The organism is Bilophila sp. (genome assembly GCF_057864385.1).
In genome coordinates, this window is the sequence record NZ_DBMAFI010000043.1 from 14548 (window position 1) to 29761 (window position 15214).

14 protein-coding genes are annotated in these 15214 nt (G+C 59.7%); 6 read left to right on the forward strand and 8 right to left on the reverse strand.

Annotated features, from left to right (window positions below):
• Positions 1 to 57: 57 nt before the first annotated feature.
• Positions 58 to 642, forward strand: coding sequence for a LysE family transporter (locus ACZM8Y_RS12765; protein WP_302553421.1), 585 nt, complete (start codon positions 58 to 60; stop codon positions 640 to 642).
• Between the two features lie 211 nt (positions 643 to 853).
• Here the strand turns inward: ACZM8Y_RS12765 and ACZM8Y_RS12770 are convergent, their stop codons facing one another.
• The 5 genes from ACZM8Y_RS12770 to ACZM8Y_RS12790 all read right to left on the reverse strand — a co-directional run bounded on the left by ACZM8Y_RS12770 (position 854) and on the right by ACZM8Y_RS12790 (position 5476).
• Positions 854 to 1828, reverse strand: a complete 975-nt coding sequence (locus ACZM8Y_RS12770; RefSeq protein ID WP_479859000.1) for an MlaD family protein — start codon at positions 1826 to 1828, stop codon at positions 854 to 856.
• On the reverse strand, positions 1825 to 2616 hold the full coding sequence (locus ACZM8Y_RS12775; RefSeq protein ID WP_302553423.1) for an ABC transporter ATP-binding protein: 792 nt from the start codon (positions 2614 to 2616) through the stop codon (positions 1825 to 1827). The genes ACZM8Y_RS12770 and ACZM8Y_RS12775 overlap by 4 nt, the downstream gene beginning before the upstream one ends.
• The gene (locus tag ACZM8Y_RS12780) at positions 2613 to 3794 is read right to left on the reverse strand and encodes an MlaE family ABC transporter permease (protein ID WP_486850821.1); all 1182 of its coding nucleotides are present in this window, start codon (positions 3792 to 3794) and stop codon (positions 2613 to 2615) included. Before ACZM8Y_RS12780 ends, ACZM8Y_RS12775 begins: the two co-directional genes overlap by 4 nt.
• Before the next feature lie 2 nt (positions 3795 to 3796).
• Positions 3797 to 4363: a nucleotide exchange factor GrpE gene (gene grpE / locus ACZM8Y_RS12785; protein WP_302553426.1), complete on the reverse strand. Its 567-nt coding sequence runs from the start codon at positions 4361 to 4363 to the stop codon at positions 3797 to 3799.
• 93 nt (positions 4364 to 4456) lie between these two features.
• A complete protein-coding gene (locus ACZM8Y_RS12790; RefSeq protein WP_302553427.1) occupies positions 4457 to 5476 on the reverse strand; it encodes an ABC transporter ATP-binding protein in 1020 nt (339 codons plus the stop codon).
• Between the two features lie 165 nt (positions 5477 to 5641).
• On the opposite strand from ACZM8Y_RS12790, the gene ACZM8Y_RS12795 reads away from it, so the two are divergent.
• From ACZM8Y_RS12795 to ACZM8Y_RS12815, 5 genes are all read left to right on the forward strand, one after another.
• Positions 5642 to 5845 (forward strand): hypothetical protein, encoded by a 204-nt coding sequence (locus ACZM8Y_RS12795; RefSeq protein ID WP_482330245.1) that lies wholly within the window; start codon positions 5642 to 5644, stop codon positions 5843 to 5845.
• A 116-nt stretch (positions 5846 to 5961) separates the two neighbouring features.
• Entirely contained in the window at positions 5962 to 6216 is a 255-nt protein-coding gene (locus tag ACZM8Y_RS12800; protein WP_302553434.1) for a FeoA family protein, read from the forward strand.
• A gap of 6 nt (positions 6217 to 6222) precedes the next feature.
• The gene (feoB, locus tag ACZM8Y_RS12805) at positions 6223 to 8418 is read left to right on the forward strand and encodes a ferrous iron transport protein B (protein WP_482330247.1); all 2196 of its coding nucleotides are present in this window, start codon (positions 6223 to 6225) and stop codon (positions 8416 to 8418) included.
• Between the two features lie 582 nt (positions 8419 to 9000).
• Positions 9001 to 9402: a type IV pilin protein gene (locus ACZM8Y_RS12810; RefSeq protein WP_482330249.1), complete on the forward strand. Its 402-nt coding sequence runs from the start codon at positions 9001 to 9003 to the stop codon at positions 9400 to 9402.
• 144 nt (positions 9403 to 9546) lie between these two features.
• A complete protein-coding gene (locus tag ACZM8Y_RS12815; protein WP_487480027.1) occupies positions 9547 to 9801 on the forward strand; it encodes a hypothetical protein in 255 nt (84 codons plus the stop codon).
• Between the two features lie 1032 nt (positions 9802 to 10833).
• Here ACZM8Y_RS12815 and ACZM8Y_RS12820 read toward each other — a convergent pair.
• The 3 genes from ACZM8Y_RS12820 to glpA are packed head-to-tail and all read right to left on the reverse strand — an operon-like array spanning position 10834 to position 15024.
• Entirely contained in the window at positions 10834 to 12063 is a 1230-nt protein-coding gene (locus ACZM8Y_RS12820) for an anaerobic glycerol-3-phosphate dehydrogenase subunit C (RefSeq protein ID WP_302553431.1), read from the reverse strand.
• Positions 12064 to 12070: 7 nt separating this feature from the next.
• Positions 12071 to 13360 (reverse strand): anaerobic glycerol-3-phosphate dehydrogenase subunit GlpB, encoded by a 1290-nt coding sequence (glpB, locus tag ACZM8Y_RS12825; RefSeq protein ID WP_479859701.1) that lies wholly within the window; start codon positions 13358 to 13360, stop codon positions 12071 to 12073.
• Positions 13357 to 15024: an anaerobic glycerol-3-phosphate dehydrogenase subunit GlpA gene (gene glpA / locus ACZM8Y_RS12830; protein WP_479859700.1), complete on the reverse strand. Its 1668-nt coding sequence runs from the start codon at positions 15022 to 15024 to the stop codon at positions 13357 to 13359. The genes glpB and glpA overlap by 4 nt, the downstream gene beginning before the upstream one ends.
• Positions 15025 to 15214: the final 190 nt, after the last annotated feature.

A 15214-nucleotide genomic window follows, 5' to 3' on the forward strand; every position in this document is an offset into this window, starting at 1 on the left:
TGACATTATAATGAACAAAACGTATGCTTTGCCGCACCTATCCAAAGGAGCTCCGCCATGCCGTCCATCGCCGCTTTCCTGTCTTTCGCGTGCATCATGTCCTTTACGCCCGGCCCCAACAACATTATGGCGCTTTCATGCGCAAGCACGTATGGGCTCAGAAAAAGCCTCCGCTTCTGTTTCGGCGTCCTGCTGGGCGTTTTGGGGATCATGGCGGCGTGCGCGCTGTTCGGCGCGACGTTATTCCGTTTTTTGCCGGACGTGGAACCCGCAATGCGTGCCGTCGGCGCGGCTTATATCCTCTGGATGGCCTTTGGCATCTGGCGCTCAAAGGCAGGGGATGAAGAATCCCGCTTTGCACCCACCAACGGCATCGTTTCAGGGATCCTGCTGCAATTATTCAATCCCAAAGGCATGCTTTATGGGATGACAGCCTTCTCGTCCTTTGTGCTTCCGTACTATGATTCCTTTATGCCCCTGGCTGTTTCCGTTGCCGTGCTTTCGCTTGTCGCCTATGTCGGCGCTTGTTCGTGGGCGCTCTTTGGGGCCGTATTCCGCCGCTTCCTCCAAAGCCACCATGCCGCCGCCAATGCGGTCATGGCGCTTCTGCTGGTCTGGTGCGCCGTCTCCCTGTATGTTTAAAGGGCCTTCATGGGTGCAGTCCGTTTTTCTTGGGCTCCCTACATTTCTTCATAGCGCGATACAGTGACTCGGCAAGCGAGGAAACAGGGTTCCGCCGTCAATCCGCCCTTCATTGGGCTTCCGCTCGAATGCCTGCCGTGCCGCACTCCACCGGGTTGAAGGGCTTTGGCAAAGGAGTGGGAAAGGGGCCCATCCCTCCTTTGCAGTGCTTTTACCGCACTTTCCCGCGCAATACGGATTCAGGGTTGCGCTCAAGCGTGTTGGCGAACACGCGGACGGCCCGGGCCGCTTTGGTGATTTCGCGGATGGCCTGATTGAGCTCGATGACGGTCGTGCTGTTCTTGCCGACCACGCCGCGGGCGGAAACGACGGTCAGTTCCGTTTCCTTGGCGACGTTTTCGATGCGGTTCAGAACCCGTGACGCCTGCTCCAGCGCTGCGGACAGCCGTTTATCCGTATCCCGCGCCAGCTTCGTATAGGGATCGGCAAGTCCGCGGATGCTCGCCAGCGTCTTGTCGAGGCTGGTGCCGACTTCCTGAAGCTGGAGCACCAGCCCGTCGATATGGCCGACCAGTTGCGTCGTGTTGGAGTTGCCCAAGATTTTTTTGACGCCTTCCGTAATCTCAAGGAGGTTCGAGGTGATTTCGTCATACGGCAGCGTCGTAAGCGTTTGCAGGATGTTGTCGAGCTGCGACGGTATGGTCGGAATTTCGGGTACGTCGTCGTACTCTTTGACTTCCTTGATGGGATAGGGGATCTGGTTTCTGGGATAGAAATCCATCTCGATCATAAGCTGGCCGGTGAGCAGGCTCTGGGTCGCCAGCGTTGCCCGCAGGCCGTGGCTGACCAAACGGTCAAGGTATTCCTTTCTGGAGATGTCGCCGTCGGAGATGGAGAAGCGCCCTTCGTCCTTTTTGTTCAGCTCAATGAATACGGGGGTCTGGAACACCAGATTGTCAAGGTTGCCCGTGAGCCGGATTTCGACGACGCGGCCCACCGGGACGCCGCGGAACAGGACGGGCGACCCAACGGAAAGCCCGCTGATGGAGCCGTCGAAAAAGAGCACGTAGCGGCTCGTCGTTTGGAACAGCTTGCCGGAGCCGAAAACGGCGATGGCGAGCAGAAGAAGGGCCGTGGCCCCGACGACGAAGGCGCCGATGAGGGTTTTATTGGCTGGCTTGCTCATGAGCGGTATCCTTTGGAGGGGGTGGGGCAGGAGCCGGTTTTGCCGCGGTTCAGGAAGCGGACGATGTCGGGATGCGCCGGATCGCAGCGCAGGGCATGGGGATCGCCGCCCGTGATCATGGTGTGGGTCGCCGCATCAAGGAATACGCTGTTGTTGCCGATGGTAAAGATGCTGTCCAGATCGTGGGTGACGACTACGACGGTCATGCCCATGTTTTCCTTGAGTTCAAGGATAAGCTCGTCCAGCAGGGCGGCGCTGACCGGGTCGAGCCCGGCCGAAGGTTCGTCAAAGAAAACGATTTCGGGGTCCATCGCCAGCGCGCGGGCGAGACCGGCGCGTTTGCGCATGCCGCCGCTGATTTCGGACGGGTAATAGCCCTCGAACCCGGCAAGGCCGACGAGCGCGAGCTTGAGGGAAGTCAGTTCCCTGATTTCGGCGGGGGAAAGTTTCGTATAGCGCTGCAAGGGCAGGGCCACATTCTCGGCGAGGGTCATGGAGCTCCACAGCGCGCCGCTCTGGAAGAGCAGGCCCACGCCGCTGAGGAGCTTTTGGCGTTCGCTTTCGGTTCCGGCCCAAAAGTCTTGCCCTTTATAGAGCACTTGCCCCTTTGCAGGCTGGAGCAGGCCCACAAGGACGCGCAGGAGCGTGCTTTTGCCGCATCCGCTCGGCCCCATGATGATGAATACGTCCTGACGGTTTATCGTGAAGTTGAGATCCCTTTGCACGACGTAGCTGCCGTAGCCGACCGTAAGATCCCGCGCTTCGATGATGGGTGTGGAGGTATTCATATGTTCAAAATATTGAAGAGGATGGTGAGGACAGCCGTGGACAGCACGATGCCCACGATGGAGTAGACCACGGCCGAGGTGGTCGCCTTGCCGACGGCTTCGGCGTTGCGGCCGCAGCGCAGGCCCTGATAACAGCCGGTTATGGCGATGAGCATGCCGTAAACCGCGCCGTGCGTCATACCCACCCAGAGGTTGTTGATGTTGAACCCTTTCTGGGTAAATGTGTAGTATTCCATAGGATCAAGGCCGAGTATCCCGGCGCCGACGATGAAGCCGCCCATGATGCCCATGAAGTCGGAGTAGAGCACGAGCAGCGGCGTCATGGCGGTGAGGGCGAGGATGCGGGGCATGATGAGGTAGTCGGAAGGGGCCACGCCGAGCGTGGTGAGGGCGTCGATTTCCTCATTGACCTGCATGGTCCCGATGACGGCGGCATAGGAGGCCCCGGTACGGCCCGCGATGATGATGCCGGTCATGATCGCGCCCATGATGCGGGTCATGCTCACGGCGACGAGGCTGGAAACGTAGATTTCCGCACCGAACATCTTGAGCTGGATCACGCCGACGAAGGCGAGGATCAGGCCCACGAGCAGGCTGATCAGCGAAACGATGGGCAGGGCCTCCACGCCGCTTTCCTGAACGGCGAGCCAGACATTGGCCGACGTGCAGGAGGAGCGGCCCCGGAACAGCCTTCCGGCGCTGAGGACAAGCTCGCCGATGAAATCGAAAATATCGCGGGCCATGTTGGGGACGGCCAGCGCAAAGCCGCCGACCCGTTCGAGGAAGCCCGTCTTTTGGGCCTTACGCTGCGCGGCGGTGTTCGGGGGAACCGCGAGGGCCAGCTTGGTCAGGTTGCGGATGCCTTCGGGGAGGCGGGCGTCATCAAGCGGGATGTTGCGCTCTCCGGCGAGGGTGACGAGCCGGGTGGTGACCACGAGCACGCCGCTGTCCCATTCGCCGAGATCCTCGCCGAGGAGTTCGACGCTGCGGGCCTCCTTCAGGAGCCTTTCCGCCTCACGCAGCGCTTCGTCGCGCTCCTGAAAAAAGTCCGGCCCAAGCAGCTCCCGTTTCCATTCGCCGCTGAAAATGACGCGCAGGACGCCCTCCGAGCTCTCGGCGCGCAATGCGCCTCCGAGAGGGGCGGACGCCCTGCTTCTTGTCGTCGGTTCGGCTGCCATCGTCAGGCGGGCTTGCGGCTGACGGATACTTTGGCGGGACGCAGCAGGCGGTCTTTCAGGCGGTAGCCGCGCTGGTGCAGGGTGCTGACCAGGCCGGGCTCCATGTCATCCCGTTCTTCATAGGAAACGGCGTCATGGATATCGGGGTTGAAAGATTCGCCCACTTCCCCGGCAACGTCGAAGCCGTGGTTCTTGAGCGCGTCAAGGAGCAGCTTGCGGGTCATGATCACGCCGGTGAGCAGGCTTTTACAGGTTTCGTCGTTGCCGCCGTACTGGATGGCGAGATCAAGGCTGTCCAGCGCGGGCAGGAGATCCTTAAGCACCGGTTCGCTGGCGTAGCGCATGTACTCGTCATGGTCGCGCTGGATGCGTTTCTTGAAATTTTCCATTTCCGCGAGGGCGCGCAGTCTGGTCTCATCCGCTTCGGCCTTGACCGTGCACGTGGGGCAAATTTCTTCGCGGCACTGCTCCTCAAGCGTTTTTTCAGGGGCCTGCGCGGGTTCCGTAAGGTTTTCTTCGGTGGCGCCGTTCTGTTCTTTTTCGTTCTGGGGATCACGTGTATCGGTCATGCTAGCTCCTTAATGATCATATTCGGCAGCGCGCCGTCTCCGTGACGCATCTGCCAACACTCTATATAGGACTGAACCCGCATTCGGCAACACTTACCTTGCTTCGGCAAGCCAGCAGCAGACTTCCCGGACGCCGTCTGGCCCGGCGGATTCGACGGTGGGCGGCGTCTTGAAACAGCGCCCATGCGCTTCCGGGCAGCGCGGCCGGAAGGGGCATCCCTGCGGGAGAGCGCCGGGCGAGGGCACCGTGCCGGGGATGGCGTCCAGCTTCGCCGACGGGGGCGTGTCGAGCGTCGGCGCGGAGCGGATGAGGCCCCGCGTGTAAGGGTGGAGCGGTTCGGCGAACAGGGCCCGCACGGGCGCGCGTTCCACGATGCGCCCGGCGTACATGACGCCCACTTCGTCGGCCATTTCCGCCACCACGCCGAGATCGTGGGTGATGAGCAGGAGCCCCATGCCGCGTTCGCGGGAAAGATCGCCGAGCAGGGCGAGTATCTGGCCTTGTATGGTCACGTCGAGGGCTGTGGTGGGTTCGTCGGCGAGCAGGAGGCGGGGCTTGCAGGCCAGCGCCGTGGCGATCATGACGCGCTGGCGCATGCCGCCGGAAAGCTGGTGCGGGTAGTCGCGGACGCGCATGTCCGGCGCGGGTATGCCGACCAGCCGGAACAGTTCCACGGCTTCGGCGAGCGCGGCCTTCTTTGACAGGCGCAGGTGGCGCATGAGCGGCTCCGCGACCTGTTCCCCAACCCGGATGACCGGATTGAGCGAGGTCATGGGTTCCTGAAAGATCATGCCGATGTCGCGCCCCCGCACGCGTTCCATCTCGGATTCGGGCAATCCGGCAAGGTCGCGGCCCTCAAAGAGGATACGCCCGGCGGCGAGGCGCCCCGGTTCGGGGATGAGGCGGAGCAGGGACAGCGCCGTCATGCTCTTGCCGCAGCCGGATTCCCCCACGAGGCAGAGCGTGCGCCCCGGATGCAGCGTAAACGACACGTCGCGCACCACGTCGAACGGGCGTTCGCAGGCGTCGAACCGCACGGTGACGCCTTCCGCCTGCAGCAGCGGGGCGGAGGTGGCTGGGATTGGGGAAGGTGCGCTTGCGGAAAGGGACATGGGGACGCTCCGAAGAAAGTTGTGAATAAAAAAAGTATAGACGAGATGCGGGGTAAGGGCAAGAAACCGGGGATGCCGGGCAAAATGTTCTCATGCCTAAATTGACATTTATTTTCAAAAAACTATAGAAAGGGCAGATCAAATCGGCATCATCAGGGAGGAGGCATGGACGCGGAACCTGTTTTCGCCGCTGGAAGCGTTTTTTCGTGGGAATCCCTGCTCGCCGTGTCGATCATCGCTGCGGCGTGGCTCGTATGCCGCAGGATCAATGCCATGAAACGTCCGGTATGCAGCGGCGGCTGCGCCGGCTGCCACGGGGCCCGCCGGGGCCGGGGATGCGCCTTCCCAGAGGGGCGGTGCCGGATGTGACGATAAAGCTGAAGCCGGGGGACAGTATGTTTGGATTTTGCCATAGAAAGCGTGGGGAGCATGATTGCGCCGAAGCCCGTTCGTGCGGCGGCGAAGGCTGTCCCATTTCCAAGGAGATGCAGGACGCCGGGCTCATTTCCCTGCGCAGGATGAAGGAGGGGCAGAAAGCCCGCATCGCCCATGTGCAGGCCAGCGGCGAGCTGGGGCGGCGCATCCGGGACATGGGGCTCATCCCCGGCGCGGAAGTGGAGGTGGTGGGGCGCGCCCCGCTGCGCGATCCTGTGGCCCTGCGCCTGCCGGGGTTCACGCTCAGCCTCAGGAACAACGAAGCCGACTATATCGTCGTCGAACCGTTGGAACAGGCGGGCTGAGGCCTCATGGAGCCGCAGCTTACCATAGCCCTCGCGGGCAACCCGAATTCGGGCAAGACGACGGCCTTCAACGCGCTGACCGGCTCGCACCAGCATGTGGGCAATTATCCCGGCATTACCGTGGAAAAGAAGGAAGGCTTCATCAAGATGCCTTCCGGGCGGAATGTGCGCTTTATCGACCTGCCGGGGACGTATTCCCTGACCGCCTACACGCAGGAGGAGACGGTCGCCCGGCATGTGCTGGCGCAGGAACGGCCCGACGTGGTCATCGACGTGCTTAATGCGGGCGCGCTGGAACGCAACCTCTACCTGACCATCCAGCTCTTGGAGCTCGGCGTGCCCGTGGTGCTGGCCCTGAACATGATGGACGAGGCCGCCAAGCAGGGCATGACCATTGATATGGAGCGCCTGTCGCAGCGTCTGGGCTTCCCGGTCATGGCGACCGTGGCCCGCACGGGCGAAGGGCTGCCCGAACTCTTGAAGGCGACGGAAGCCTACGTCGAAACCAAGCGCGGCGAGCCGTGGAAGCCGCTGCATATTTCGTATGGGCCCGACCTTGATCCCGTGCTGCGGGATATGGAAGCCGCCATTGCCGAGGCCGGGCTGCTGGCCTCGGAATACCCGGCGCGGTGGGTCGCGCTCAAGCTGCTGGAGCAGGACGAGGAAATCCTCACCCGCAGCCGCGCAGAAGCCCCGGAGCTTGCCGCCGATCTGGAGCGGCAGGTGGATGGGGTGGCGCGGCATTTGCGGGATACGCTGAATACGTGGCCCGAAGCCGTCATCGCGGATTACCGCTACGGGTTCATTTCCTCGCTGTTGCGGGACGGGGTGCTGATCCGGCTTCAAGACATGCACGCGCGCATCCAGTTCTCGGATCGAATGGACAAGGTGCTGACGCATCCGTTCATGGGCCCGGCGATCATGCTCGGCGTGCTTTATCTGCTGTATACCATTACCTTCACCATTGGGGAGATCCCGATGGGCTGGGTGGAGCAGGGTTTTGCCCTGCTGCGGGAAGGCGCGGACGCCGTGCTCCCCGACGGACAGCTCAAGTCGCTGGTGCTTTCGGGCATCATCGACGGCGTGGGCGGCGTCATGAGCTTTGTCCCGCTCATCATGCTGATATTCCTTCAAATCGCCTTTCTTGAAGATACCGGGTACATGGCGCGCATGGCCTACATGCTCGACCGCATTTTCCGTATTTTCGGGCTGCATGGCTGTTCGGTGATGCCGTTCATCGTTGGCGGGGGCATTGCCGGCGGCTGTGCCGTGCCCGGCGTGCTGGCGGCCCGCACCCTGCGGAGCCCCCGCGAAAAAATCGCGACGCTGTTGACCGTGCCTTTCATGGCCTGTGGAGCCAAGCTGCCGGTCTTCATCCTTTTTTCCGGCGTCTTTTTCCCTGGTCATGAGGCGGCGGTCATGTTCGGCCTGACGCTCACCGGCTGGGTGGTGGCCCTGCTCACGGCGCGGCTGCTGCGTTCGACGATCATACGCGGGCCGTCCACGCCGTTTGTTATGGAGCTCCCTCCCTATCGCCTGCCCACGATGTTGGGGCTGGCGATCCACACGGGCGAGCGCACATTCGAGTATCTGAAGAAGGCCGGTACGGTCATCCTCGCCATTTCCATCATCCTGTGGGCGGCTATGGCATATCCGCGGCTGCCGCTGGATACGCGGGCGCACTTCGCGGGCAGGCAGCAGACCATTGAGGCGAACCTTGAGGAGGCGAAGGCTTCGGGCGGCGATGTGGCCTCCCTCGAAGGGCAGCTTGCGGCCCTGCACGGTGAGCGCGCGGAACAGGCGCTCAAGCATTCGTTCGCCGGACGCCTCGGCATGGCCCTTGAGCCTTTGACGCGTCCCGCCGGGTTCGATTGGCGCACGGACATCGCACTGGTGGGCGGCTTCGCGGCGAAGGAAGTGATCGTCGCCACGCTCGGCACGGCCTATTCCCTCGGCGACGTCGATCCGGAGGAGCCTACGCCGCTGGCACAGCAGATCCGTAACGATGGGCGCTGGACGCCCGCCACCGCCTTGGCCCTGCTGGTGTTTGTGCTGCTCTACGCGCCCTGTCTGGTGACTGTCGCCGCTATCCGGCAGGAAACCGGCTCGTGGGGCTGGCCCGTGTTCAGTATGGTGTTCAACACGCTGATCGCGTTCGGGGCCGCCGTCGCCGTGCGGCATGCGGCGATGCTGTTCCTATAGGTGAAATACAGAGAGGAAGGGCCGTGTTGAAAATGGGGGCACCCGAAGCCCCTTCCCCTTCTTCCCGAAGCTATCCGTATTGATAGCCTATTCTTTTTATTGATTGTTTTTATTTATCAATTGAACAGTGAAAATATCCCTAGAGCGGGAAAGGCCGTTTCCTCAAAAAACGGATAAGGAAGGGAGCATTTGTAGAAATGCTCCCTTATTATTTTTATACAAAGAGTATATTGATTTTGAGTGATTTTAAAAAAGTATAAATATTTTATGAGGTATATTTTTATCTTATGAAATATATTTATTATATTTATTTGTTTAATTCGCTTTGTATGACTCTCTATTATTAAATAGAGATATGTTCTTTTTATATATTGTTTTATTTGATATATTTTAATTTTTATAATGTCGTTCTTGAAAGTTGATCTGGTATTCTTCAAATAATGCCATATATGGTTTTCAAAAGCCTTTACTTGAATCATGAAGCACCCTATAGATGGAAACGTTTCTGCATCAAACCTTATAGATATGATTTTTCCCGCTCAGATTTAAGATGATTTTAACATTTGTGGATGGAGGTATGCAATGCGAAGGGACAGGGGACAGCAGGGCTTTACGCTCATTGAAATCATTTCCGTCTTGGTCATCCTCGGCATTCTCGCCGCTGTGGCCGTTCCGAAGTATTATGACTTGCAGCAGGATGCGCAGAAAAAAGCTGCGATGGCCGTTGTTTCTGAAGTGCAGGCCCGCGTGAACCTGAAATTCGGACAGGAGCTTTTGGCGGGAAAGTCTTGTACTGCGGCGCAAGGCCTTGCGGAGGCATTGGCAACAAGCCCTGCCGATTTGGGAGGCTGGAAGCTGACGTTAGGGACTAAAAAAGATAGTGTTTATTCGGTTACTGATGCCACGCCTCCCGGAGCGAATGCAACTGCTGTTGCCCTTGCCAATGCCAATATCAGCATCCCCGACTGCACTCAGGCGAACTGATCCCATATCCACGTTTCAACTATAAATCAGAAAGAAGAGGCGGCTCCTCAAGGAATCGCCTCTTCTTTTGAGCTGTGCCATAGGAAACGGCTGATGCTTTATTTCTTGAAATTCAAAAGGAATAGCTCATAAAATGCCCCAATCATGGAGCCCATCAGCGAAAAAAAGGATAAAAAGTCTGTACTTTCAGTATATTGTGGAAATAAAACAACCATGTCCTATGACAGGGACAATCCATTTAAAAAAGCTGCTCACCGAACAATAGAATTTCCCAATCAATCCTGCAAATTTACCGACGCATCAGGCCCATACCTGCCGCCGGAAGCCATTTACAACATCCTCAGAGCCCGGCCTTTTCCTAACACCTTAAACCAACAATCAAAATTGATGTTTTTCTAAAGGCTCTGTTCAAGTTTACGGTTGATAAAGAGAAAGGCTCTGTTATCGTTTATGGTTGTTTTATCTCCACAGTGCGGTGAAAATACAGCCTTTTTCTCCGGTTTTCCCCTTGGCTGGATTCACTGATAAGGCATTTTTCCGGTTATCCCTTTGGATCTTCAAGGAAAAAGCATCAGCCATTTTTTATGGCAAAGCCTTTTCTAGGTCGTGTCGCCAATTAGATATAATTTATTGAAACTATTTAACTATTTTTAAATCATGAAAATATTGTTTTAATAATTTCAAATAATTATATATAAAAATAACGACACAACCTAAAAGGCTCTGTTATGGCATTTGGTTGTTTTATCCCTGTAATATGCTGAAAATGCGTGTTGTTATCTAATTTTTCGCTGATAAACTCAAAGGTTGAGGGCATGTTATTGGCTATCCCTTTAGAGCTTCAAGAAATAAAGCATCAACCGTTTCCTATGACACGGCCTTCTAAAAAACGCCAATGTACTTTTTCCACGCCCTCTTCCCCTCCATTACGCAGCCCTTCGCACTAGAAATAATAGGAAAATAAACTGCTAAACGGACTTGAAAAGCAAGATACGCCAAGGCCGGGAATAATAAACCCAGCCGAACAAACTTTCACACCGTTCCCCCTACACTTGGGGGAATCCATAAAAAAGCCTCCTGCCGAAGCGATGCCGCAGACGAAACAATCACCCAACATCGTTCGAGAGGAGGCAGAAAGGCCCTGTCATGGCATGTGGCTGTTTCATCTCCACAACACAGTGAAAAATACAGCCTTTTCCCCCGGCCTTCCCCTTGGCTGAGTCCGAGCCTAAGGCATTTTGCCGGTTATTCCTTTGGAACTTCAAAGAAAAAACATCAGCCGTTTTCTATGACACAGCCGACAGCAAAAGAACGGCCGCGAACAGGGATTCGATAACGTCGAAAGTCTTGGGAGGGGAAAGGGGGAGGTTTGGAGGGGGGAAGGGGAAGCCTTTCTTCAGAAAGGTTCCCCTTCCCCCCTCCAACTCTTTCCTACTTCACCAGCTTCCTCAACCATGAGATCGGATGCATGGACGGGAGCTTCGTGTGGTGCGAAATCTGAAGGCGGCAGGTGCCGCACTCGGTAACGCAATACTCGGCGGCACTGTCCTTGACGGCCTTGAAGAGATCGGAACCGACCGAGGCCGCCACGTCGTACTTTTCCTTCTTGAAGCCGTAACTGCCGGAAATGCCGCAGCAGCCGGAACGGGCGTCCTCGACGTTGGCGGAAGCCATGCGGAGCAGATCAAGGCCCGGCTTGCCGATGCCCTGCGCGCGCAGGTGGCAGGGGGCATGGTACACCAGCTTCGTGGCGTCTTCGCGTACGTCGATGTCGAGCTCGCCGGACTCGATGAGGCCGATGAGGAACTCACAGGCGTCCTGCACATGGGGGACAATGGCCCCATGCTTGCCGAGTTCCGGGAAATACTCGGCATACTCCTGCTTGAGCATGAGCTGGCAGCTCGGGCAGACCGTCAAAACGGGCACGTCGCCGGACGAAACGAGCGCGGCGAGCGTGTCCACGTTCCGGCTCGCGGCGGCGCGGGCGTCGTCGAAGAAGCCGTTCGCCACCATCGGCAACCCGCAGCACTCGAAGTCGGGCACGATGACCTCATACCCCGCCTTTTCCAGCATGAAGACGAGATCCTTGCCCGTCTGCGGGTCGTAGTCGTTTACGTAACAGCCGGGGAAGAAGACCGCCTTCTTGGTGAGGCGGCTGCGATCCGAGGCCGTCAGCATCGCGTTGTGGTCGCCCATCCATTCCGTGAAGCTCCGGGGCACGAACACGGGCATGGGCGCGCGGGCGTCCACGCCGAACTTGTCGAGGATGAGCCGGGTCAGCGCGTTGGTGGAGCCGACATTGACCAGCCAGCCCGGAAAACGGCGGGCCAGCCTGCCGAGCATACGCCCGTGGGAGAGTACCCAGTCGCGCAGGGGCGGCTTGTGGCGCTTGCAGTATTCCGCGCGGGCCAGCATGTTGAGGGTCGAAATCTTGACCCCGGACGGACAGGCGATGTCGCAGTTCTTGCAGTTGGAACAATAGTCCAGCGCCTCGATTTCCGAGATTTCGCCTCCGCCGGTTTCGTCATACAGGCGGAAACGCTCGGACGAAGGCCCGGTCAGCTTCGGCCCCTTGAAGGCCCGCGTCGCCTTGGTGACGGGGCAATAGGCCACGCAGGTCGAGCAGGTCGTACATTTATCAACAGTTTCAATAGGTTTCATACGCACCTCAGGCGTTCATGGCTGCAAAGAGGGCCGTGGACAGCGCGACGCCGTTGCCGGACTTCTCCGCGGCGTGATCGTAGCCGCCGAGCGTCTTGCCGATAAAGAACACGTTGTCGCACAGCGGGTTGCCGTCCTTGCCGAGCGGGCGGAGCTTGGCGTCCACATCCGGGCCAAGCAGGGCGAAGCCGTGCGACGGGCGGGGCGTCCCCGGCGTCTGGCGGCAGGCAGGGTAGGCTTCCGGCAGCGACCACTCCGGGGACGACGGGTTCAGGGGCAGATCAATATTAAAGATCGGCTCCCATGCCCGTTCGGGCTCGGTGGCGAACCCTTCGCTGAGCACGCCGCCCGTGGCGATGATGAAGGAACGCGCCTCATAGCGGCGCTCCTGCCCGTTGTTGGTTGTGATCAGCGCGGCGCAGCGCCCGTTTTCGACCACGGCCCCGGTGATGGTGGACTGCTCGATGAGATCCACATTGTATTTCTTGAGCAGGCGCAGGAGCAGGGCGTGCAGGCGCAGGCCCGTTACGGCAGGGGGCAGGCTGGAAATTTCGTTGACGATGTGCCCCGTGCGATCCCTGACGGCGTTGTGCACGTCGTTGTTGGCGGCGGTGCCGAGGATGGCCGGGACGAACACCGCGCCGGGCACGCCGCGCACGATGTATTTGTTCAGGCTCATGCTCAGCCAGAGGATGCCTTCGGGCGTATCCAGATAGCGGGCCAGATCGAGGGTGGAGAGGTCGCGCTGGAGCGGGAACGGGCTCGGCAGGATGACCGGCACGATGTTCTTCCCCGCGTACCCCTTGCGCGTCATAAGGCCCTGCGCCACCAAAGCCGGGGAGAAGTCCTTGAGCCCCTCGACCCCGGCGATGAAAATGTTGCCCGCTTCGGCCACGCCGTGCATCGACATGGTATGCGGCACAAGATAGCTCGGCTTGGTCGTGCCGAGGGCCGTCACCACGCGGGTATTTTGTTCGTTGTTGCAGAGGTAGGGGCAGCCGCCTTCTTCGCAGAATTCGAGGAAGCCGGACAGCGCCTTTTTGACGGTTTCCTCACCGACGATGGCATAGGGATGGCGCGGGGACAGGCTGCCGAAGCCGTCAAAGGGCGAGGTAAGGGGCGTGCCGTCGGAACGGTAGCCGAGCACGTCGATGGTGCCGCCGCCGATGGCGAGCACGCCGGAGCCCTTGGTGACGAGCAGCGTGCGCTTCCCGGCCTTTGCCGCGAACAGGGCCGCGCTCAGCCCGGAAAGGCCGCCCCCGGCGATCATGACGTCATAGGGTGTTCTCTTGATCATTCGTCGGCTCCGTCTACGTTGAGGGTCGCGCCGTACATGCCGCGCGCCAGCTCGGTTTCACGCAATTCGCTGCCCCACAGCACCGGGCGGATGCCGTACCAGCGCTCCTGCTGGAAGCTCTGGAGCAGATCCGGCGCGCCGCAGGGGAGGGCGTCGCACTCGCCGGTGCCGCAGGCCCGCATCCCGGCGGGCAGCAGCTTGGCTTCGAGCACCGCGCCCACGCCGCGCAAGCCGCAGAAGCTCCCCTGACAAGTACCCATGCCCATACGGGTGCGGCGGCGGATGTCATTAAGGGAATGGGACGTGGGCTCTGAGGCGACCTGTTCAAATTCCGCAATGGTGACGCGCTCGCATTCGCACAAGAGCGCCTTTTTCCACGGCGCGGCCTCAAGGCGTTCCACCGTGGCGGCAAAACTGTCGCCAAGGCGGGATTCGGCCTGTTCCAAGCCTTGAGCCGGGAAGACCTTGCGCGCGCGTTCCAGCAGGGCCGGGGGCGTATCCTCCACCAGCGGCTCCACGGCGGTACGGCACTGTGCGGTCACGCCGAGCTTGGCGCAGACGAGGTCGGCCATGCGCTCACCCATGAGGCGGTAGGTGGTCAGCTTGCCGCCGCAGATGGTCGCCATGCCCTTGAGCCCTTCCTTTTCATGGTCGAGGACTACGAAATTGCGGGAAGCGCCCCGGCCTTCGGCGGACGGGTCGGCGGTGTACAGGGGCCGCGTCCCCGCGAAGGTGCGGAGGATGCGGTAGCTGTCGATTTCCGGGAAAAGCACGCGGCCTATGTCGAGCAGCTCATGCACTTCGGCGGTATCCGGCACGGTATCGTCGGGCTTGTCGGTCTTCTTGGAGGTGGTGCCGAGGATGGTGATGGAGCCGTGCGGCACGAAGATGTCGCCGTCGGACGCCTTGCGCAGCCGGTTGATCACGCGGCTGGTGAAGCGGTGGTTGAAGGCCACCAGCGTCCCGCGGTCGGGCTTGACGTTGATGTCCAGCCCCGCGGTATGGGCCAGTTCGCCCACCCAGCTCCCGGCGGCGTTGACCACGAAACTACAGGGGATTTCCCCGGTCTGCCCGGTGCGGGAGTCGCGCACGCTTACGCTCGTGACCTGCCCGTTGGCGCTGTTGATGGAGGTGACTTCCGTATAGGTGCGGAAGCCCGCGCCATGCCGGACGGCGTTCTGGACGTTCTGCCAGACGAGGCGGAAGCCGTCCACGGCGGAGTCGGGAACGCGGTACACGGACACGATATTGCCCGCAAGGTTGGGTTCGAGCGTCCGGGCCTCCTTCACGGAGATGGGGATGGCTTCGATCCCGCACTTGTCGCAGGCCGTGACCCACGCGGCTTCAAACTCGGCCCCGTCTTCGGGCGTGCGGACGAAGAAGCCTTCGGTTTCCTCGACGCAGTGCTTGCCGATGCGCCGGAGGATGCGGTTTTCCTCAATACATTCCCGGCCCGCCTCGGCGTCTTTCACCGCGTAGCGCGCGCCGCTGTGGAGCAGGCCGTGGAAGCGGGAGCTTGTGCCGTGGACGAGGTCGCGCTGTTCGAGCAGCAGCGCCTTGACCCCGCGCATGGCGAGGTCGCGCAAGGTTCCCGCGCCCGTGGCTCCGCCGCCGATGACGACGACGTCCCAGTGCCGTTTGGTATATTCTGAAAGTTCCTGCATGGATGTTCCCGTTCTTTCTGGATTTGTTCCGGGGTCGCCCCGGAAGTGCGTCGCTCCTGAAAATAGCCTCTTTGACATCCGTTTACAATAGAATATTCACATATGAAACTTTAGACAAGGACAAAAAGTTCTTATCCGAAAATTTTGGGAAGTGGGTTATTGGGGAGGGGGAAGGGAGCCTTTTGGAAAA